Origin of the sequence: Halorubrum sp. ARQ200 (genome assembly GCF_005435115.1) — an archaeon.
Classification (GTDB): domain Archaea; phylum Halobacteriota; class Halobacteria; order Halobacteriales; family Haloferacaceae; genus Halorubrum; species Halorubrum tropicale.
Genome location: NZ_SGTZ01000012.1, coordinates 79747 through 100374, shown reverse-complemented (window position 1 = coordinate 100374; position 20628 = coordinate 79747). Strand labels below are relative to the sequence as shown.

Genomic DNA, 20628 nt, shown 5'->3' with positions numbered 1-20628 from the left:
TCACGGGGAGCATTCGCACGGTCGCCTTCGGACGGGAGCCCGACCCGAACGAGGCCGGCCGAACATGACGGACCCCGGAGAGTCGGGGCCGTTCGGCGCCGGTCCCGCGGAGCCGGTGGACGGCGAGGCGGAATCGACCGGCGGCGAGGTCGGCGGGGCGGCCGCCGCCGCGGGCGTCGACCCCGAGACCCCCGCGGACGTGGCCGCGCTCGCTGACCGCATCGTCGGGGAGGTCGAGGACGTGATCGTCGGCAAGCGCGACGCCGTCGAGCACGTCCTCGTCACCGTGCTGGCGCGCGGGCACCTCCTCGTCGAGGACGTGCCCGGCGTCGGGAAGACGACGCTCGCGAAGTCGGTCGCGCGATCGATCGACGGCTCGTTCAAGCGCGTCCAGTTCACCCCCGACCTGCTGCCCTCCGACGTGACCGGCGTCAACGTGTTCAACCGCCGCACCGACGAGTTCGACTTCCAGCCCGGCCCGGTGTTCGCGAACGTCGTCCTCGGCGACGAGATCAACCGCGCCCCGCCGAAGACGCAGTCGGCGCTGCTGGAGGCGATGGAGGAGAACCAGGTGACGACCGACGGGACGACCCGCGCCCTGCCGAACCCGTTCTGCGTGATCGCGACCCAGAACGACGTCGAGCCGGGACAGACCTACGAACTGCCCGTCGCGGAGGTCGACCGCTTCACGAAGAAGATCCGGCTCGGCTACCCGGACACCGACGAGGAGGCCGCGATCCTCGGGCGGCTCACCGGCGACCACCCGGTCGACGCGGTGGAGCCGGTGGCGACGGTCGCCGACGTGCGCCGGGCCCGCCGGATCGTCGGCGAGATCGAGGCCTCGGAGGCGGTCCGGGAGTACGTGGCCCGGCTCGCGGTGTTCACCCGCCGAAACGCCAGGCTCGGGGCGAGCCCGCGCGGGAGCCTCGCGCTGGTCCGCGCGTCGCAGGCCCGCGCCGCGCTGGAGGGCCGCGGGTACGTGATCCCCGACGACGTTCAGGCGGAGGCCCCGACCGTGCTCTCGCACCGGATCCGGACCGAGTCGGGCGGAACCGACGGCGCCGACGTGGTTCAGGACGCGCTCGACCGGATCCGCGTGGAGTGACGAGATGACGCCGACACCGCCCTCGATCGGATGACGCCCGAACTCACCCGCCGGGGGCGCGTCGCCGGCGCCGTCGGCCTCGTCGCGGCCACGAGCGCGCTCGCCGCCGGCGGCCGCGCGCTCGACGCCATCGTCATCCCCGTCGCCATCGCGCTCGCGGCGGGCTACGTCCAGGTGTCGCGCGTCGACGCCCCGACCGTCCGGCACGTGACGCCCGCCGACGGGTTCGTCGGGGAGACGCGCGAGGTCCGCCTGGAGTTCGGCCCGGCGGCGCGGGACGGCGGCGGCGCGTCCTCGTTCCTCGCCGACGTTCGGGTCCGGGTCGACGAGGGGCTCGACGGACCGACGGCGCCGATCCGCGCGGCCGTCGGCACGGAGCCCGTGTCGTACGCCGTCACGTACCGCGAGCGCGGCGAGCGGACGCTCGGCCCGGTCGAGCTCACCGCGACCGACGTGTTCGGCCTCTTCGAGCGCTCGCTGCTCGTCGACGAGACCGACGCGGTGACCGTGTACCCGCCGCGCGACCCGATCCCGGCGCGGTTCCGACGGGCGCTGTACGCGGCCGACGCGGTCGACGTGAGCCGTCAGCGCGAGGAGTTCGACCGCCTGCGGGAGTACACCCGCGGCGACGCGGTCCGCGACGTCCACTGGGCGACGACCGCCAAGCGCGACGAGATCGTCGTCAAGGAGTTCGCGGCCGAGACCGCGCGGAACCGGGTGACGATCGCGGGCGGGACGGAGGTCAGCGGCGGCGGGCGCGCCGGCCGCGACGGCGACCCGTTCGGCGGCGTGGGCCGCGACGGCGACGCGGACGCCGACCGCACCGCGAGCGCGGCCGCGGCCGACGAGCTCGCGCGGGCGACCGTGAGCCTCGCGCTGGCGCTGCTCGAAGACGGCGTCCCCGTCGACGTGCGGCTGCCCGGCGGGCGGGTCTCGGCGGCCCCCGGCGGCCGCGGGCGGCGCGAGGTACTGGAGCTGGCGGCGCGGACCGGCCCGGGCGCGGTCGCCGACGACGAGGCCGACGTGACGGTCGTCGCCGGCGCGGACGACGCCCGGTTCCGCGCGGGCGACCGGTCCGAGTCCTTCGCCGACCTGCGCCGCGAGGCCGAGGCGGAGCGCGCGACCGGGGACGGCGCCGGGGCTGGCCGGGCCGACGCGGCGCCGGACGGACGGGAGGTGGCGTCGCCGTGAGCCGCGGGGCGTCCGTCCGGGAGCGGCTCGCCTCGGGCGGTCCCGCCGGGGACGAGCGGCGGCTGGCCGACCCGGCGGTCGTCGGCGTCGCGGTCGTCGCCGCGGCGTACCTCGCCGTGTTCTTCGAGGTGACGAACGTCGTCGGCGGAACGGGGCGGACCGCGGCGGTCGTCGCGGTCGCGGGGCTCGGCGGGGTCGCGCTGGCGCGGGCCGTCGGCGAGCGAACGGCGCTGTGGCTGGCCGGAGTGCTGTTCGCCGCGGGGCTCGCGGGGTACTTCCTCGCGATCCCCGCGAGCCAGCGCGCGCTGTTCACGGTCCGGAGCGTCGCCTTGGACCTCCTCGCGCTGTCGACGGGGCTCTCCGTGCTGCGGCTGGCGCTCGCGGACGTGTGGGTGCTCGCCGTGGCGCCGGTACCGACGTTCCTCGTCGGCTACTTCGCCGGCCGCGGGCGCCACGTCGCGGCCGCGAGCGTCGGCGGCGGGACCCTCGGCTTCCTCGTGCTCACGGGCGACGCGGAGACGGGGGCGGCGGTCGCCGGCGTGGTCGGGCTCGCGCTCGCCGTCGGCCTCTCGACGCTCTCGACGCCGGGCCGGCGCCGCGGCCACGCGGGCACGTTCGCGCTGGTGGTCGCCGCCATGGTCGTCGCGAGCGCGACGATCACCGTGATCCCGGCGGGCGCGGCGGCGCCGCTGGGCCTCGACCGCGGCACGACGACGCTGGAGTCGAGCCTGAGCGGCGAGGACGAACTCGACGTGATCGGCACCACGCGGCTCTCCCCCGAGGTGCGGTACACGATCGAGAGCCCCGTCGAGCGGAACTGGCACACCGGGGCGTACGACACCTACACCGGCGACGGCTGGGTGCGGACCGGCGAGCGCTCCGCGCTGAACGGCACGCTGGCGGGGCCGCCGGGAGAGGCGGAGACGGTCGACGTGACGGTCACCGCGGAAACGGTGTCGGGCGCGCTGCCCGCGCCCTGGAAGCCCGTCTCGGTCTCGGGCGGCGGGGCGGTCGAGGTCGACGAACGCGGCGGCCTCCGGCTCGCGGCGCCGCTCGAACCGGGCGAGGACGTGACGGTGACGAGCCGCGTCCTCGACGCCGACCCCGCGACGCTCCGGAACGCCAGCACCGACTACCCCGAGGCGATCGAGGAGCGGTACACCCAGCTGCCCGAGAGCACGCCCGACCGGGTCGGCGAGCGGACCGAGGAGATACTCGCGGCCGCGGACGCCGAGTCGCCGTACGAGCGGGCGGCCGCGGTCGAGGCGTACCTGCGCTCGGAGTACGACTACTCGCTGACCGTCGAGCGGCCCGAGGGCGACGTGGCCGACGCGTTCCTCTTCGAGATGGACGCCGGCTACTGCGTGTACTTCGCGACGACGATGGCGGCGATGCTCCGGACGCAGGGGATCCCCACGCGGATGGAGACGGGCTACACTCCCGGCGAACGCGTCGGTGACGACGAGTACGTCGTCCGCGGACAGAACGCCCACGCGTGGGTGTCTATCTACGTGCCGGACCACGGCTGGGTGACGTTCGACCCGACCCCCTCGGAGCCGCGCGACGCGGCGCGCGACACCCGGCTCGCGGAGGCGCGCGCCGACGGGGCGGAGAACGTCGACACCGAGGCGTCCGCCCCGGACGCGACGCCGGAGACCGAGCCGAACGAGACCGACGCGGAGGCGACCGACGACGCGGGGGCGTCGGCCAACGGGACGAACGGCTCGGCGACGGCGAACGCGAGCGACGGCGGATCGCTCGGGCCCGGAGCCATCGCGCGGCTCGACGGGACCCAGACGGGGACCGCGCCGTCGACGGCGACCGGCCCGGCGACGGGTGCCGAGGCGAGCGGGAGCGACGGCGGCCCGCTCGGGTCGCTCCCCGACCCGGAGACCGCGCTCTACTGGCTGCTCGTCGCCGGCCTCGGCGTCGCGGGGGTCCGGCGGACCGGCCTCGCGAGCCGCGCGGGCCGGCGGATCGGTCCGTTGCTCCCGCGGCGGCGCGGCGACCCGACCGCGGACGCCGAGCGGGCGTTCGCCGACCTCGAACGGCTGCTCGCCGAGCCATACCGCGAGCGGCGGCCGGGAGAGACCCCGCGGCGCTACGTCGAGACGATGCGGGCGCTCGGCGCCGACGAGCGCGTCGAGACCGTCGCGACCGCGTACGAGCGGGCCGCCTACGCCGGGTCGGTGACGCGGTCCGAGGCCGACGCCGCCCGGCGGGCCGTCCGCGGGCTCGCGCTGGAGCGACTGCCGCTCATCGGGCGGTTCGTCCGCTGATCGGGGGGCTTCCCGACACTATTTAATACGGGCGTCCTGTAGATTCGGGCTGTAATGTCGGAAGTCTGCTCGACGTGCGGACTGCCCCAGGAACTCTGCGTCTGCGAGGACGTCGCGAAGGAGTCCCAGCAGATCAGCATCCGCATCGACGAGCGCAGGTACGGTAAGGAGGTAACGGTCATCGAAGGATTCGACCCGAAGGACGTGGATCTGAGCTCCCTCTCGTCGGATCTCAAGTCGAAGTTCGCCTGCGGGGGCACCGTCGAGGACGGCGCCATCGAGCTCCAGGGGAACCACTCGGGTCGCGTGGAGGACTTCCTCCGCGACAAGGGCTTCAACGTCGCGTGACCGTCACCTGACCGTCCGCCGTCGAGCATCGCTTCGAGCGAGACCGTTTTTTCGCCGCGCCACTCTCCTATTAGCGGCCGTGCGACCCGTCTCACGCGACCACGACTGCGTGACCTCCCTCATGCGACCACGGCGGCTCGCCCGACGACGAAGGCGGCCGCCGCGAGGAAGGTGCCGTACTTGAACCGGCGCTGCGCCGCCGCGGGGTCATCGAACCCCTCGTATGTGGCGTACAGCATGACCGCGTCGGCGACCGCGACGACCGCGAGGTACGCCGCGCCGAGGGTCCCGGAGAGGTACGGCAGGGGGCTGACGGCGACGGCGGCGACGAGCGCGGCCGCGCCGATCCACAGCGCGGTGCGCTCGCCGACCGCGATGGGGAGCGTCGCGAGCCCCTCCTCGCGGTCGCCGGCCACGTCCTCGACGTCTTTGATCACCTCGCGCGTGAACGTCGAGAGCCCCGCGAGCGCCGCGAGGACGAGGACCGCCCGCGGGTTCCCGACCGCGGCGCCGCCGAACAGGAACGTCGAGCCGACGAGGTAGGCGACCAGGGCGTTGCCGAGGCCGGGCGTCCCCTTGAACAGGCTCGTGTAGGTGAGCAGAGCGACGAGGTTCACCGCGGCGATGGCGATTGCCGCCGGGGGGAGCGCGACCGCGACCGCGACGGCGACGGCGAACCAGGTCGCGGCCGTCGCGAGCGCGAGCCGCGGCGGGACGGCACCGCGCGGGATCGGACGGTCCGGGCGGTTGACGGCGTCTATCTCGCGGTCGAAGTAGTCGTTGATCGCGTTGCCCGCGGCGACCGCGAAGACGGTCGTCGCGGCCGCGAGCGCGGTCGGGACGGCGGCGCCGCTCGCGCCGGCGACGAACGCGCCGGTGGCCGTGAGCACTCCGGCCGCGACGCAGTTGCCGAGGCGGGCGAGCTGGACGAGGCCGCGGAGGGTGTCTCGCACGTCGTCCGCGTACTCCCGCCCGCGAGGAATAAACGGTGCGGGATCCGTCGGGGACCCCCCGTCCCGAAGGCGTTCGCCCGGCCGGGAGCGAGGTCGGATCGACCCGCCACGAACGTTTATCAGGTCCGAAATGAAATACCCGAATATGGCCAAGGGCTTAGACGTCGGTACGATGAACATCCTCTCCGGACGACAGGAAGGCGCGGAGACGGTGTTCGTACAGCAGCGGAACTCGTTCGTCGAGATCGAGTACAGCGACATGGCCGAGCAGATGCTCTCGCGCAGCGAGGTCCTCCACATCCGCAAGGACGACAAGGTGTACGTCGTCGGCGACGACGCCCTCAACTTCGCGAACATCTTCAACAAGGAGACCCGACGGCCGATGCAACACGGCATCCTCTCCAGCGAGGAGGCCTCGGCCATCCCGATGATCAAGCTGATCACCGAACAAGTGGTCGGCGAGCCCTCGAAGCCGAACGAGCGCCTGTTCTACTCCAGCCCGGCGGACCCCATCGACTCGCCGCTCACGACGCTGTACCACGAGAAGACGCTCGAGTCGATGCTCGGCGACATGGGGTACGACCCCGAGCCGATCAACGAGGGGATGGCGGTCATCTACTCCGAGCTGGCCGACAACAACTTCACCGGCCTCGGGATCAGCTTCGGCGCGGGGATGACCAACGTCTGTCTCGCCTACTACGCGGTGCCCGTGATGAAGTTCTCCATCGCCCGCGGGGGCGACTGGGTCGACGAGCAGACCGCGCAGGCGACGGGCACGCCCGTCGACAAGGTGACGAGCATCAAGGAGGACGACTTCGAGCTCGACTTCCGCACCGACGTCGGCGGCGTCGAGGGCGCGCTCGCCATCTACTACGAGAACCTGCTCGATTACGTCATCGAGAACATCACGCGCGAGGTCGACGAGGAGGACGTCGAGGAGGGCCTCGACGTGCCCGTCGTCGTCACCGGCGGCACCTCCAGCCCGAACGGCTTCGAAGACCTGTTCGCCGACCACCTCGCGGACGCGAACATCCCGTTCTCGATCAGCGGCGTGCGCTCCGCCGAGGAGCCGATGTACAGCGTCGCCAGCGGGGCGCTCGTCGCCGCGCGCTCCGAGGAGGGCGACGAGGAGTCGGCCGGCGGGAGCGAGCCGGCCGCCGAGGAGGCCGCCCCCGAGTCCGAGGACTGAGGCGCGACCGACCCGCGCCTCCGACGCGACCTCGACCCCGATTCCGACCATTTTTACACCCGACCGGCGCGGCGCCGGATCCCGGGAATCCGCCGAAAGATGAAACCGACGCCGTCCGTAGCGACTGACATGTCCGACGCCGCCGGCGCCGAGGGTGACCGCCGCCTGCGGGTCGACCTCGACGTCGACCCGAGGGGCGACCGCGGCTGTCCGATCGTCGACGAGGCCGACGAGGCCGCCGAGGTGGCGGTCAACGCGGTCGGCGACGAGTGCGTGGTCGACGTGACGACGCCGGACGGGGACGTCCGCCGCGGGACCGGCGAAGTCGACGAGGACTGCCTCTGTCACGCGTTCGGGCGGCTCGGCTACGTCCCGCACTTCCGCCGCGTCGAGGACGGGACGGTCCTCGTCACGACATACGTCGACGACCGCGACGCGGTCCGCCGGTTGGTCGGGGAGCTCCGGGAGGTCGTCGACCGCGTGCGGCTCGTGCGGCTCGCGGTCGTGGAGGGACCGGACGCGACCGAACAGGTCACCTTCGACCTCTCCTCGCTGACGCCGAAACAGCGGCGCGGGCTCGAACTCGCGGTCGTCCGCGGCTACTTCGACGACGACCGCGACGTGCGCCTGAGCGAGTTGGCCGACGAGCTAGCGATCAGCAAGTCCGCGCTCTCCCAGCGGCTCCGCACGGCGCAGGCGAAGCTAGTGACGGACGTCTTCGACGGCGCCGAGCGGTGAGCGGTTCCTCTTGAAGCGGTACACCGGTAAAGCGGGAGGCGGAGGCGTCGCCGGCCCCTCGGTCCGAACATGGACGACGAGGACCCGCCGGCCGTCGAGCCGGTCCGAGACGGCGTCACGCTCGAACTCGTGCGCGACGCCATCGGCGTCGCCCGCGGCGAAGTGCCCGCGGAGCGCTTCTCGGCGAAGTACGGGACGGGGAGAGACGCCGAGGGCGCGGGCGAGGAACGGGAGTGAGCGCGGCCGGGCGAGCGCCTCAGTCGTCGGCGGGTGCGGATCGGTCGGCGGCGTCGATCCGGGCGAGCGCCTCCTCGCCGGCGCGCTCGGCCTCGGTGAGGTAGCACTTCGGGTCGGGGGCGAACGGGTCGCCGTGCGCCGAGAGCGCGCGGAGCCGCGACCCGCCCCGACAGATCGACTGGTACGCGCAGTCGGCGCAGCGGCCGGCGAGGCGGTCCTCGCGCTCGCGGAGGCCGGCGAGGAGCGGGTTCGACTCGTCGGACCAGATCGCGCCGAACGAGCGGTCGCGGACGTTGCCGGGCGAGTACCCCTGCCAGAACTGCGTGAGGTGGACGTTGCCGACGGGGTCGACGTCCGCGACGCGCTCGCCGGTCGGGTCGCCGCCGTTGCGTTCGAGGTAGCGGTAGATCAGGCGGGCGCGGTCGGACCCGACCTCGCGGTCGGCGTACTCGACGAGGTGGCCGGCGTCGGCGTAGTTGCCGACGAGCAGCGTCTCTATCTCCTCGCCGGCCGCGTGGTACTCGCGGGTGAGGTCACAGAGGTCGGTGACGGCCTGCCGAGTCGCCTCCGGGGAGAGGTCGACGTCGGAGATGTCGGCGCCGCGGCCGCCGTAGTCGAGGTGATAGAAGCAGAAGCGGTCGACGCCCACGTCGACGAGCAGGTCGACGACGCCCGCGAGGTCGTCGACGTTGTGCTCGGTGATCGTGTACCGCAGGCCCGTCTTGAGCCCCACGTCGAGGCAGGCCTCGATGCCGCGGACCGCGGCGTCGAACGCGCCCTCCTCGCCGCGGATGCGGTCGTTGCGCTCGGGGAGCCCGTCGACGGAGACGCCGGCGTACTTGAGCCCCGCCTCCTTCAGCTCCCGGGCGCGGTCACGGGTGAGGAGCGTGCCGTTCGTCGAGAGGACCGGCCGGATCCCGCTGTCGTCGGCGTACGCGATCAGCTCGGGCAGGTCCTCCCGGACGAGGGGCTCGCCGCCGGAGAACAGGACGACGGGGACGCCGAACTCGGCGAGGTCGTCGATGAGCGCCTTCCCCTCCGCGGTGGAGAGCTCGTTCGGGGCGCCCTCGGCGTCGGCGCCCGCGTAGCAGTGCTCGCAGTAGAGGTTACACCGCTTCGTGGTGTTCCAGACGACGACCGGCCGCCGCTGTTTCTCCTCCGTGATCTGCGACTCCTCGGAGTCGTCGGCCGCGTCGTATCGGAGTCCGTCGCTCTCGGCGTCGAGCCCGCAGAGGAGCTTGCTGACGGAGATCATCGCGACCCCTCCTCGTCGGCGTCGACCGTGGGCGCGCCGGCGCGGGAGGCGGTCGGCGTCCCCTCGGTCTCCTCGTAGACGCGCGGTTCGTCCGCGTCGGCGGCCTCGTCGTCCGGTCCGTCCGCGTCGACCGCGAGCGATTCCGCGGAGTACCGGGACACCTCCGCGGCCGGACACACCCACACGTCGCGGGCGTACCACGCGAAGAGCTTGCTCGCCTCCTCGTGAGCGACGTCCGGCGTCGGCGCGGCGACGGTGCCGACGTGGCGGATCGGGTCCGACTCCGCCTCGCGGACGAACACCTCGAACCGGCGACCGTCGGCCGACCGCGGCCCGTTCGCGTCTTCGGTTCGGTCCGTCTTCTCGACCATACCCCCCGTACGGACGGTCCCCCGAACGGGGTTTCGCGCGTTCTCAGGGCCGCGAAATTCGCCCGAACAGGTTCGGGCGGCGAGAGCGGCGGCTCGGTCACCGGGGCGGAGCCGCCCGCGACCGGCGGCGCCGTCGCTGACGGAGCGGCGGGAGATGCGAGGACCGCGAGCGGCGCGGCCCCGCGTGAGAACGGCCTGTCACCACAGGTGAGAGCCGGTCAGATGACGCGGTTCCCTTTACTGTTGCCTCAACTACTGTAGTTTGAACTACGATAGTTTAGACTACGCTATCCGCGCGTTTTATGTGCTGGTGAGTCAAAGGTGGAGGTATGCCCGCGTTCGTCAACCGAGAACAGGAACTCGACAGACTCCACGAGTTATACGAGAGTGGGTCCGCGGAGTTGAGCGTCGTCTACGGACGTCGGCGGATGGGGAAGACAGCGCTCGTCGTCAAATCCATCGAAGACCGTGACGACGCGGTGTACCATCAGGCTGCACACGGGACGACGGAGCAACAACTCGACTCCTTCATCGCTGATGCCGCAACGGTGTTCCCGGGAGTCAATCGGATTCGGAAAGACTGGGAGAACGTTCTCACGTACCTTGCTGAGCAGGACGCAGTCGTCATCCTCGACGAGTTCCCGTATCTCGTTGACGAAAACGAAGCGCTCCCCTCCCTCGTCCAGCGAATCTGGGACCACGAAGTCGCTGATACGGCTGTGACCTTCGTGTTGACTGGCTCGGCGATCGGGATGATACACAGGATCGCACTCGACGGGAGTTCACCGCTGTACGGGCGGATATCGAAACGGCCGAACGGGAAACTCGAAATCGGTCCGCTCCCGTTCGCGGCCGCGATGGAGTTCTTCCCGAACTACGCGCCAGCCGAACAGGTGATCGCATACGGTGTGTTCGGGGGGACACCGGAGTACCTCCGAGCAATGGACGATACGCAGTCACTCCAAGGGAACATCACGGAGACCTTGCTGCTCAGGGATGGCGGCCTCCACGAGGAGCCCGAGGACGTCCTGTACCGGGAACTGGACGAGGTCGATCGGTATTTCGCCGTCCTGAAAGCGATGGCGGAGGGGAACCACAAGAGAAACGAGATCATCCAGGCGGCGGGCATCAACGCCAACAGCGCGAGTTACTACCTCTCCCGCCTGCGGGAACTCCAGATAATCGAGCAGGAGTACCCAGTAACCGTTGACCCGTCCCGGAGTCGGAATAGCCGGTATCGAATCCGAGACCAACTGTTCGCGTTCTGGTTCCGGTTCGTGCACGGCCGTTCGTCTCGGTACGAAGTGTTCGGAGCAGACGCGTACGACGAACTGGTCGAACCGCATCTTCCGGACTTCGTCAGTTCGTCGTTCGAGCGACTCTGCCAGCGGGCAGTTCTCTACGAGTACGGGGACGCGTACACGTTCACGGAATCCCCAGGTCGGTGGTGGGACACCGACGGCCGTGAAATCGATATCGTGGCCCCGACGAACGGCGACACGCTACTGGTCGGGGAAGCGAAGTTCCAGCAACAACCGACGGGGTACGACGTTCTCGCTCAGCTCGAACGGGAGGCACCCGAAATCGAGTGGTCACCAGCTGACAGCGACGTGAACTACGAGTACGTACTGTTCAGCCGAAGCGGGTTCGCATCCTCAGTGGAGGAAGCGGCCGAGGAGCGGGACGATCTCGGTCTGTTCACAGTTGACGATGTCGTTGAGAACCTGTCCGAATAGCTGTTCCCAAGAATCGCTTCCCTTCGTGTGCAGCGAGGGGCAAAGGGGAACGAGCGAGAACACGAACGCTGCGTCGTCGGTGGAGTGTGGCTGAGCAGGAGTCATCGGTACGAGTGCGAGAGAAAGCGTGGGAGCCCCACACCTACTGACAGCACGACCCGCGTGCTATCAGTACGACTATTTTGCAGCCACGTTGTCAGAACGAAAGCGGAAAACGCGAATCTGTTCTGAACGCAGTTAGTGCTGCAAGAGAAAACGGTTAGTAGAGAGCAATTTCAGGCCGGAAACGGCTGGTCTGAACTGTCGCCACCCCTGGAAGGGGCCGCGTCTGTTTAACGAGCGTTGAACGCTGTTGTTTAGATGACGCGGTTCTGCAGGTAGTCGAGGTGTTTCGCGTTGTAGACGATCTTGACCTCGTCGGTGGCCGGGCTGCCGATACAGGTGAGGCGGACGTTCTTCTCCTCGACCTCCTCGTCGGAGAGGATCTGCTGCATGTCCATCTCGATGTCGCCCTCCTTGACGATGGACGCGCAGTTCGCGCAGGCGCCGGCGCGGCACGAGAAGGGCCAGTCGTAGCCCTGCGCCTCGGCCGATTCGAGGATGTACTCGCCCTGGTTCACTTCGAGGGTGCCGTAGTCCTCCTCGTCGAGGCCCGCGTCGGCGGCCTCCTCGAAGAGGTTGTCGTCGTCCATCGACCAGCCGTGGTCGTCGAGCACTTCGTAGTTGAGGTATTCTACTGTGGGCATCACCTGACGGTTTGGTGCCCACGTCATTAGGCTTTGCTGTTCCCCAGCCGACCACCCCGGCACCGGGCGCCGTCGACCGAACAAATTCGGTCCTGTTCGGCGAGTCCCGCCGCTCCGATCCCCCGGCCCGTCCCGCTCGACCGGCGGCCCGCGGCGCTCGGGTGACATCTCGTTATCACGACTGATACGGGGTGAGTAACAATAAATAGCGTACAGCGCTCAGGTGACACCGATGGAGGAGTCCGTCGTCGCCGACTTCGTCGGCCGCGTCCACGCGGCGAGTTTCGGGACCGACGAACCGGTGACGGGTCGCGTCCTGTTGAGCCAGCGGCGAATGGTCCTCGCGACGGACGACGGGAAGGAGACGGTCCCGCTCTCGCGGGTGTTCGACGTCGTCGTCGGGAGCGTCCCGGGCGACCTGCGCTCGTTCTTCAACGACAGCGTCACCGTCGCGTACGACCGCGACGGGTCGCGGCGCTCGGCGCTCGTGGAGGGCGAGGCCGAGGACATGGACCGGTTCACCCGGCTCCTGTTCAAGGTGCTGTTGCGGAACGTCGCCGTCACCGTTCGGCACCCCGCGAAGGTCGGCGGGCGCGTCACCGACGCCGGCGACCACCGCGCTTCGGTGTCGGTGTCGCCCGGCGAGATACGGTTCAGGGACTGCCCGGAGCCGTTCGTCGTCGACCTCTCCGCCGTGATCGACTACGAGCGGACCGACCGCACCCTCGGGGGCACGAAGCGCCCGGCGCTCGTCTTCCGCCACGTCACCGACGGACAGACGGTCACGTCGATCGCGACCGTCCCGAACGAGCGGGCGCTCAACATCCTCGGCCGATACATCAAGATCGAGTACGACGAGGCCATGGAGGACCTCGACTCGTTCGACCCGACCGAAGAGCAACTGGAGATTCTCGTGTCGATCTACTCCGCCGGCGGCGAGGCGAACATCGCCGACGTGGTCACGGGCGACGTCACCCAGACCTCGATGATCCTCGACACGCTCCGGGAGGCCGACCTCGTCGCCGACGGCGAGAGCGGGGCCGCGCTCACCCGGAAGGGGCAGATGATCGTGAGCTCCTACCTCGAATCGGTGAACGCCTGACGCGCGTCGCCGGCGCGTCGGCCGCCGAACGCGCCGCCGCCGCGGGGGAAGTTTCATGCTTGTGTAACCGTAGGTACCTCTCATGCGAGACGACGACCACCGCGGCGGCGAGACGCCGCTCGACGCCGTGGTCCGCGAACGCGGAATCGACGCCCCCGACGCGGCCGGGGAGCGCGGCCCGCCCGGAGGCGAGGCGCCCGCGGGCGACGCCGCCGTATCGGGCCCGCGGGTCGCCCGCGTGCCGGCGGACCACGACCACGACACGTTCTCCGTCGAGGGGATCGACACCGACCGGCGCGAGGGGCTGGTGGAGGCGGTCCTCCGCGACGTCGACGGCGTCAGTGCCGCCTCGGCGACCCGGCGCAACGGGACGGTCGGCGTCCACCACGACCCGTCGGTGTCGCGCGAGGCGCTCCGCGAGGTGTTGGCGGAGTGCGGGCTCGTCGTCGCGCCCGGCGACGAGGCGTTCGAGGCGCGGCGGGCCGCGCAGTTCGCGTCGGCCCGCGTGGCGGTCGCGGTCCTCTTCGGGCTGATGGTCGCGACGCCGTACATCGCGGTGCTGTACCCGACCCGGGTGGAGTGGCTGTTCTACGACCCCGTGACTGTCCAGTACCTTCAGTCGATCCTCGACTCGGCGATGACGACGCACTTCTTCATCAACCTCGGCGCGCTGTCCGGGCTCGCGTTCCTCGTCGCTTGCGCGCCCGCGATCCGCCGCGCGGTCGCCGCGGCGCGCGACGGACGGTTCACCAACGAGGCTGCGTTCGTCGGGGGCGTCGCCGCCCTCTACGGGTACAGCACGCTGGTCGCGTTCGCCGGCGTCGAGGGCGCGGTCCACTACGACCTCGTCGCGTACGCGGTCGTCGTCGCCACGCTCTGGACGGAGTTCGGCGTCACCGACACCGCGACCGACCCCGCGTCGAGCGACGACGCGGCAGCGGAGGCGACGGCCGACGAGCCGATCGCGATGACCGACGGCGGTCGCTGACGCGGTCCGCGCTCGCGGCGTTTTCCTCGCGGAACATTCTCGCCCTCACGTTGCTCGACGGTCGCCCGTTTCTCGCGCACGCTCGGAATCGTCCCGTCCGTGCGAGCGAGCGGACGGTTCACGGACGAGGCGGACGCCCGTTCGACGAGCGGAGGCAGTCACTGTCGACGGGTCAAGGGCAACATCGCGGCGGGCGGTCGAACGAGAGCGAAGAAGGATAGTCGCGGCGGCCGGGGGCCGCCCGCGGCCTCACAGCAGTTCGAGGTAGATGAGCAACCACCAGACGTAGCCGCCGGTGAGCGCGAGGGCGGTGAGCAGTTCGAGCGCGCCGACGTACTTCGAGCCGTGCGTCCGGCGGAACGCCTGGACCTTCTCCACCTGGTTCCACACCGGCAGCAGCGGCTCCGGAATGATCTCGTCGAGCCCGCCGGCCTGCTGTGCCGACTGCTCGGCGACCGCCTCGGGGGAGTCGTCGTCGCTCATTGGCTCGCCCCCCTGCCGAACGGCAGCGTGAGACCGCGGATCATCACCTTCTCCGCGACGAACACGGCCGCGAAGACCGCGATGCCGGCGATTTTCGCGACGTTCCACGGGTACACCATGATCAGCACGCCGAGCGTCGCGAGCAGCGCGCGCGCGCCGAGCTTCCGACCGGGGCGCATCTTGAACGGGTAGTTCAGCCCGTAGATGATCGTGACCGCGCCGAGCAGGACGAGCAGCCCGACGTACAGCGTGTTCATCCCGACGTCCATCGAGATCAGACCCGGGTTGTAGACGAACGCGACCGGCAGGATGAAAAGCGGCGCGGCGATCCGGATCGCCGCCCCGCAGGTCCGCCAGAAGTTGGCCTCCGCGATCCCCGCGGCTATCACCGCCGCGGTGGCCACCGGCGGCGTGATCCCCGCGAGGATCGCCGCGTAGAACATCGTGTAGTGGGCGGTGATGGCCGGGACGTTGAAGTCGGAGACGAAGGTCGGCACGATGAGGATGGCCACGATGACGTAGGCGGCCACGGTCGGCATGCCGACCCCCATCAGGATCGCGACCCCCATCCCGAGCAGCACCGCGAACAGCAGCACGCCGCCCGAGATGTTGATGAGCAGCAGCGCGATCTTCGCCGGGATCCCGGTCGTGCTGAAGAGGTTCACGACGCCGCTGATGACGACGAGGATGATCGCGATGGGCGCGAGGATGATCGCGCCGCGCCGGATCCCGTGAACGGTGTTTTTCACCTGCGTGACGAGTTCGCTGACCGGACTGACGCCCGAACTGTCGACGACACGCTGGAGCGGCGGCATGAGCGTCCCCGTGATCATCATCGCGACCACGGTGTACAGCGCGGAGGTCATCACGGTGTACTGCGCGATGCCGAGCAGGTAGATGAGGATCCCGAACGGGACGCCGAACCGGACCGCCTCGAACACCTTCTTCTCGGTCGAGAGCGTCTCGTCGAAGAACTCGGAGAACTCCATGTCCTGGCTGCTGGAGTCCGCGATGGCGAGGTAGTGGACCGCGATGGAGATGGAGACGACCAAGATGGCGGCCGGGACGAGGCCGGCGACGACGATGTCGAGGTACGGGACGCCGAGGTACGAGGCCATCACGAACGCGGACGCCCCCATCACGGGCGGCAGCACCTGGCCGGAGGTGGAGGCGACCGCCTCGATGCCCGCCGCCCGGTGGCCCTTCATCCCGGCCTCCTGCATCGTCGGGATGGTGAACGACCCCGTCATCGCGGCGTTGGCGGTGTACGATCCGTTGATGGAGCCGATGACCGCCGAGGAGAGCACGGCGGTCTGGGCGATCCCGGACTCGATGTACTTCGCGGCCACGATGGCGACGCGCAGGATCAGGTCGAACGCGCCGTACGCGAACAGCAGCCCGGCGTACAGCAGGAACGGCGCGATCCACGAGGCCGTGATCTGCGTGAGGCTCCCGTAGAACCCGTACAGGTCGGTGACCGTCGCCTGGAGCAGCGTCGCCTGGTTCATCCCCGCGTGGCCCAACACGCCGGGCACGAGGTTCCCGAACATCGCGTACCCGAACACGGCGAAGACGAGCCCGAGGAACACGTTGCCGAACTCGCGCCACGTGAGGTACATCAGCGAGAGGATCACCAGCCGCGCGAGCATGTACTCGTGTTCGAGCGCGTACCCCTGCCGCTGGAGGTACACGTCCTGGAAGTTGATCGCGAAGAACGCCGACGCGGTCATCAGCGCGAGCGACGCGGGGATCAGCACGGCGCCGTCGATCCAGTCGCCGTCCGAGATGGCGAGCCGCGTCTCGTTGAGCGCGTACACGGTCAGGATGCCGCCGACGAACGCGGTCGCGAACCGCACCTGCGAGATCGCCTGCGTCTGCGCCCAGTAGAGGACGCCGGCCCAGAACAGCAGCGCCGCCCCCGTGACGGTGATGTCGAGCCCCCGAAGGAGTCCGGACTCGGAGTCCGCCGAGGCCGTTTCCGTACTCATTGGCGCGGATGTACCGCGGAGCGGATGGTCGGTCGCCCGGACGTGAGTGATAGTGTCATAGTTGGTGTCTGAGTTGTCGGTTGCGTATTTGATGATTTTAAATTACTGATCGGTACACCGCGGCGAACGGAGCGAAAGCCCGGTTACCGACCGATTAGGGGCTTTCGCCTTCGGTCAGGCTGTCGTCCCAGGCGTCGTTGTCCCGGTAGTACTGGACGGCGCCGCGGTGGACCGGGATGTTCTCGCGGGCGGAGGCGAGCATGTCGGCGGTCGACTCGAAGTCGTTGAACTGCGCCTCGCCCTCGTTGACGGTGTCGTTGTGCTCGTCGACGACGCGGCACAGCTCGTAGACGGCGTCGGGGTTCGCCTCGGGGTTGAACGTGTAGTTCACCTCCAGGTTCCAGTGGAACACCTCGTCCGTGCCGATGTCGGTGCCCGCGATGGACCAGTCGTCGTAGCTCGTGGTGCCGGTGCCGGCCCCGTCGTACGACTCGGCGGACTCAATGAGCGCGTCGGTCGGCTCGACGTAGTGGATGTCGACCCGGGAGGCGATCTCCTGGACGAAGCCGGTGTACCGCACGCCGGGCGTCCCGTACGCGATGCTGGCGTCGATGGTCCCCTCCTCCATCGCCCCGGGCGCGGAGTCGACGCCCATGTTCTGGATGTTCATCTGGTCGAAGACGTCGGCCGTCGGGTCCTGCGACCAGACGTCGAGCGTCGTCGCGCGCGTCGAGTACCCCGGCTCGGCCGGATAGACGTTCGCGCCGGCCAGGTCGTCGAACGTCTCGATCCCCGTGCCGTCGCGGGCGATGACGTAGATGCTGTACGGGAACGCGTAGAAGCCGTACTGCGGGATGCGCTCGACGGGCTGTTCCGCGAACGCGCCCGTCTCGCTGAGCGCCTTCGACAGCGAGTTGTTGTCGGTGATGCCGGCGTTGAACTGGTTGTTCGCCATCCGGCGGATCGTCCCGATGTATCCCGGGCTCTCGATGGTCGAGTAGCTCAGCGTGTCGCTCTCCTGGCTCACCGCGCGCTCGACCGCGAGGCCGACGTCCTGCGTCCCGCCGGCCGACGTGCCGACGCGCAGCGAGAGGTCCTGGCTGCCGCCGTCGCCCCCGTCGCCGCCGTCGGAGCCGTCTCCCCCGTCGCCGCCGTCCCCGCCGCCGGAACAGCCGGCGAGTCCGGTGATGCCTACCGCGCCGGTACCGTACAGGAACTTCCGCCGATCGATTGAGTTCTCGGACATACTCAACCGAGTACTCCCAGTCGATCATTAACAATGTGTCTGTTTATTTCAGTTCAACTCAAATGAATATTCATTATAATGGTCGTCAGCAAACACGTCACCGGAACAGGTTACCATTCGAGGCCGGCGACATCGGATCCGATCACTGGTCGGGACCCCGGTGCCGGCGCCGGTTACTCGTCGAGGATGACCGTCACCGGTCGGTCGGCCGCGAGCAGCACCGACTGCGTCGTGCTCCCGAACAGCATCTTGCCGGTCGGGCTCCGCCGACGCCCGCTCATCGTGATGTTGTCGATGTCGAGTTCCTCGGCGACCTCGATGATCGTCTCCGCGGGCTCGCCGTGCTCGCGCCGCTTCGACGTCGCCACCTCGGCCGCCTCCAAGCGCGCCTCGACGGCCGCGACGGCCTCGGGGAAGTTCTCCTCGTTCCACACGTCCTCGGAGTCGACGCGGCCGCCCTCGCCGCTGACCTCGAACCCCTCGTAGACGTTGAGCAGCACCGCCTCGACCTCCTCGGCGGCGTTCGGAAGCGACGCGACCGCGTCCGCGGCGGCCGGCGCGTGTTCGGTCTCTCCGCCGACCGGTAGCAGTACTCGGTACATATCCGCCACTACCCGAATGCAGGTAATAAAAGTAGCCGCCGGCTCGCCGGCCTACCGCGTCACCGGCGCGGTGACGGACCCGACGGACTCGACGACCGCCCGCACCTCGTCGCCGGGGTCGATGGGCGCCGCGCCGGGCGTCCCGGTGCTGAACAGGTCGCCGGGCTCCAGCGTCATCACGTCGGAGTGGAACGAGACGATCTCCGCCGGCGGGAACAGCATGTTCCGGACCTCGTTTTCGGCCCGCACCTCCCCGTTGACCTCCGTCCGCACGGAGAGCCCGTCGAGGTCGACCGGGCCGTCGGGCACCGCGAGCGCGGCGCCGGGGACGAGGAACGTGTCGTAGCTCTTCGCCCGCGTGAGGAAGCGCGGGTTCCGCCGGAGCACGTCCTCGGCGGTCATGTCGATCACGGGGAGGAAGCCCGCGATCACGTCGTCGACGTCGCCCTCGGCGACGTTCCGACACGTCCGCCCCATCACGACCGCCAGTTCGGCCTCGGCGGTCACCCGCTCGCTCTGCGACTCCGGGGGCAGCCGGATCGGGCCGCCGGGGCCCGCCAAGACCGACCGCGGCTTCATGAAGCTCGCCGGCTCGTCGGGGCGCTGCTCGTCGAGGTCCCCGGCGTGCGCCTCGTAGTTCAGGCCGACCCCCCAGAGCTTCCCGAACGACTCCAGGGGCGCGCCGAACGACACGTCCGCTGCCGGGACGGGGTCCGCCGGCGCGTCGGCCGGGTCTCCCAGGTCGCCCGCGGCCGCCCGGGGAAGCGCGTCGCGGACACTCCTCAGGTCGGGCTCGACGGCGTCGAGCGGGACGTACCCCTCGTCGTCGCCGAGCAGCGGCTCGCCGGTCGCCGTGCGCGCGAGGTACTTCATCGCGGGGTGGCTCCGTTCATCTCACTCCTCCCGGTCCGTCCAGAAGTCGAACGAGCGCCCGGGCGCGAACACGTCGAGGCCGACCGCGCGCTCGTCGCCGGTGTTCTCGACCCTGTGGGGCTCGTTGGCCTCTAAGAGGACCGAGTCGTTCTTCTGAAGCGTGACCTCGTCGTCCTCGGAGACGACAGTGAGCTCGCCCTCCAGGCAGAGGCACACCTGCTCGTTCTCGTGGTCGTGCATCGGGGAGCTGTGGCCCGGCGGCTTCTCGAACCACTCGAAGGAGAACCGGTCGCTGCCCGCCATCGAGACGCGGCGCCAGCCCTCGTCGGGCTCGTACGTCTCCGCCTCGTCGAACGCCACCGGCTTCATAGGTTCGCTCCGGTGGAGCCGCCGTCGATCGGGAGGGCGGTGCCGTTGACGTACCCCGACTTCGGCGACGAGAGGAAGGCGACGGTGTTGCCGAGCTCCATCGGGTCGCCGATGCGTTCGAGCGGGTTCTGTGCCCAGTCGTCGAGCCCCTCCTCGTAGGAGTCGTAGTCGCCGCGCTCGACGGCGGCCTCGACGAGGTCCCGGATTCGGCTCGTCTCGTGGGGGCCCGGCAGGACCGCGTTCGCGCGTACCTCCGGGGCGAACTCCTTCGAGAGCGTCTTCTCCAGACCGATGACGCTCATCCGCACGGAGTTCGACAGCACGAGGCTGTCGATGGCCTCCTTGACGCTGCGGGAGGTCACGTTGACGATAGTGCCGCCGTCGCCCTCCTTGAGGTACGGATACGACTCCCGCGCCAGTCGGACGACGCTCATCACGAGCAGGTCGTAGGCGTGCTGCCAGTCCTCGTCGTCGGTGTCGAGGAACGCGCCGGAGGGCGGGCCGCCGGCGCTCGTCACGAGGTGGTCGATCGTGCCGAACTCGTCGACGGTCGCTTCCACGAGCGCCGCGACCTCGTCGGCGTCGGTCAGGTCCGCCGAGTGGGCGACGACCTCGCCGGTCGCGACGGCCTCGACCTCGGCTTTCGCGTCCCCCAGCCGCCCCTCGTCGCGGCCGTTGATGACGACGTCGACGCCCTCGCGTGCGAGCGCCTTCGCCGATGCCTTGCCGAGCCCGCTGGACGATGCGGTGACGAGCGCCGCGTTGCCGTCGATCTGTAGGTCCATGTCTCACCGATCCCGAGTACGGCGTGAAAACGTTTGCCTACAGG

General features: G+C 70.0%; 21 protein-coding genes. 10 read left to right on the top strand and 11 right to left on the bottom strand.

Annotation, left to right across the window (positions count from 1 at the left end):
- The first annotated feature begins 64 nt into the window (after positions 1-64).
- Genes EXE50_RS13500 through yciH form a run of 4 tightly spaced genes read left to right on the top strand, consistent with a single transcriptional unit; the run spans position 65 to position 4923 of the window.
- Positions 65-1105, top strand: coding sequence for a MoxR family ATPase (locus EXE50_RS13500; RefSeq protein WP_137705307.1), 1041 nt, complete (start codon positions 65-67; stop codon positions 1103-1105).
- Between the two features lie 30 nt (positions 1106-1135).
- Positions 1136-2296: a DUF58 domain-containing protein gene (locus EXE50_RS13495; protein WP_053770901.1), complete on the top strand. Its 1161-nt coding sequence runs from the start codon at positions 1136-1138 to the stop codon at positions 2294-2296.
- Entirely contained in the window at positions 2293-4575 is a 2283-nt protein-coding gene (locus EXE50_RS13490) for a DUF3488 and DUF4129 domain-containing transglutaminase family protein (RefSeq protein WP_137705306.1), read from the top strand. The genes EXE50_RS13495 and EXE50_RS13490 overlap by 4 nt, the downstream gene beginning before the upstream one ends.
- Before the next feature lie 54 nt (positions 4576-4629).
- Positions 4630-4923 carry a stress response translation initiation inhibitor YciH gene (yciH, locus tag EXE50_RS13485; protein WP_004596695.1) on the top strand — a complete coding sequence of 98 codons (294 nt, stop codon included), beginning with the start codon at positions 4630-4632 and terminating at the stop codon, positions 4921-4923.
- A 119-nt stretch (positions 4924-5042) separates the two neighbouring features.
- Here yciH and EXE50_RS13480 read toward each other — a convergent pair whose 3' ends face one another.
- Positions 5043-5876: a geranylgeranylglycerol-phosphate geranylgeranyltransferase gene (locus EXE50_RS13480; RefSeq protein ID WP_053770899.1), complete on the bottom strand. Its 834-nt coding sequence runs from the start codon at positions 5874-5876 to the stop codon at positions 5043-5045.
- A 145-nt stretch (positions 5877-6021) separates the two neighbouring features.
- Between EXE50_RS13480 and EXE50_RS13475 the strand changes: the two genes are divergently transcribed.
- From EXE50_RS13475 to EXE50_RS17205, 3 genes are all read left to right on the top strand, one after another.
- Complete coding sequence (locus tag EXE50_RS13475; RefSeq protein WP_053770898.1) at positions 6022-7065, top strand: cell division FtsA domain-containing protein; 1044 nt, start codon at positions 6022-6024, stop codon at positions 7063-7065.
- 129 nt (positions 7066-7194) lie between these two features.
- A complete protein-coding gene (locus EXE50_RS13470; protein ID WP_053770897.1) occupies positions 7195-7803 on the top strand; it encodes a helix-turn-helix domain-containing protein in 609 nt (202 codons plus the stop codon).
- A 69-nt stretch (positions 7804-7872) separates the two neighbouring features.
- On the top strand, positions 7873-8040 hold the full coding sequence (locus EXE50_RS17205) for a hypothetical protein (protein WP_158293536.1): 168 nt from the start codon (positions 7873-7875) through the stop codon (positions 8038-8040).
- A gap of 19 nt (positions 8041-8059) precedes the next feature.
- Here the strand turns inward: EXE50_RS17205 and EXE50_RS13465 are convergent, their stop codons facing one another.
- Complete coding sequence (locus EXE50_RS13465) at positions 8060-9295, bottom strand: TIGR04347 family pseudo-SAM/SPASM protein (RefSeq protein ID WP_053770896.1); 1236 nt, start codon at positions 9293-9295, stop codon at positions 8060-8062.
- Complete coding sequence (locus EXE50_RS13460) at positions 9292-9666, bottom strand: Htur_1727 family rSAM-partnered candidate RiPP (RefSeq protein ID WP_137705305.1); 375 nt, start codon at positions 9664-9666, stop codon at positions 9292-9294. The genes EXE50_RS13465 and EXE50_RS13460 overlap by 4 nt, the downstream gene beginning before the upstream one ends.
- 329 nt (positions 9667-9995) lie before the next feature.
- Between EXE50_RS13460 and EXE50_RS13455 the strand changes: the two genes are divergently transcribed.
- Positions 9996-11402, top strand: a complete 1407-nt coding sequence (locus tag EXE50_RS13455; RefSeq protein ID WP_053770894.1) for an ATP-binding protein — start codon at positions 9996-9998, stop codon at positions 11400-11402.
- 356 nt (positions 11403-11758) lie between these two features.
- Here the strand turns inward: EXE50_RS13455 and fer are convergent, their stop codons facing one another.
- Positions 11759-12148 carry a ferredoxin Fer gene (fer, locus tag EXE50_RS13450; RefSeq protein WP_049931604.1) on the bottom strand — a complete coding sequence of 130 codons (390 nt, stop codon included), beginning with the start codon at positions 12146-12148 and terminating at the stop codon, positions 11759-11761.
- A gap of 232 nt (positions 12149-12380) precedes the next feature.
- Between fer and EXE50_RS13445 the strand changes: the two genes are divergently transcribed.
- Together EXE50_RS13445 and EXE50_RS13440 are read left to right on the top strand one after the other, a co-directional pair.
- On the top strand, positions 12381-13250 hold the full coding sequence (locus tag EXE50_RS13445; protein ID WP_053770893.1) for a CheF family chemotaxis protein: 870 nt from the start codon (positions 12381-12383) through the stop codon (positions 13248-13250).
- 82 nt (positions 13251-13332) lie between these two features.
- Entirely contained in the window at positions 13333-14238 is a 906-nt protein-coding gene (locus EXE50_RS13440; protein ID WP_137705304.1) for a heavy-metal-associated domain-containing protein, read from the top strand.
- 249 nt (positions 14239-14487) lie between these two features.
- On the opposite strand, the gene EXE50_RS13435 is transcribed toward EXE50_RS13440, so the two are convergent.
- From EXE50_RS13435 to EXE50_RS13405, 7 genes are all read right to left on the bottom strand, one after another.
- Entirely contained in the window at positions 14488-14721 is a 234-nt protein-coding gene (locus EXE50_RS13435) for a hypothetical protein (protein ID WP_053770891.1), read from the bottom strand.
- On the bottom strand, positions 14718-16709 hold the full coding sequence (locus EXE50_RS13430; protein ID WP_137705303.1) for a TRAP transporter fused permease subunit: 1992 nt from the start codon (positions 16707-16709) through the stop codon (positions 14718-14720). Before EXE50_RS13430 ends, EXE50_RS13435 begins: the two co-directional genes overlap by 4 nt.
- A gap of 154 nt (positions 16710-16863) precedes the next feature.
- Positions 16864-17955, bottom strand: a complete 1092-nt coding sequence (locus EXE50_RS13425; RefSeq protein WP_053770889.1) for a TAXI family TRAP transporter solute-binding subunit — start codon at positions 17953-17955, stop codon at positions 16864-16866.
- A 173-nt stretch (positions 17956-18128) separates the two neighbouring features.
- On the bottom strand, positions 18129-18557 hold the full coding sequence (locus EXE50_RS13420; protein ID WP_137705302.1) for a universal stress protein: 429 nt from the start codon (positions 18555-18557) through the stop codon (positions 18129-18131).
- A gap of 51 nt (positions 18558-18608) precedes the next feature.
- Positions 18609-19430: a fumarylacetoacetate hydrolase family protein gene (locus EXE50_RS13415; RefSeq protein WP_053770887.1), complete on the bottom strand. Its 822-nt coding sequence runs from the start codon at positions 19428-19430 to the stop codon at positions 18609-18611.
- A gap of 21 nt (positions 19431-19451) precedes the next feature.
- Positions 19452-19799 carry a cupin domain-containing protein gene (locus EXE50_RS13410; RefSeq protein WP_053770886.1) on the bottom strand — a complete coding sequence of 116 codons (348 nt, stop codon included), beginning with the start codon at positions 19797-19799 and terminating at the stop codon, positions 19452-19454.
- Entirely contained in the window at positions 19796-20584 is a 789-nt protein-coding gene (locus EXE50_RS13405) for an SDR family oxidoreductase (protein WP_053770885.1), read from the bottom strand. Before EXE50_RS13405 ends, EXE50_RS13410 begins: the two co-directional genes overlap by 4 nt.
- Positions 20585-20628: the final 44 nt, after the last annotated feature.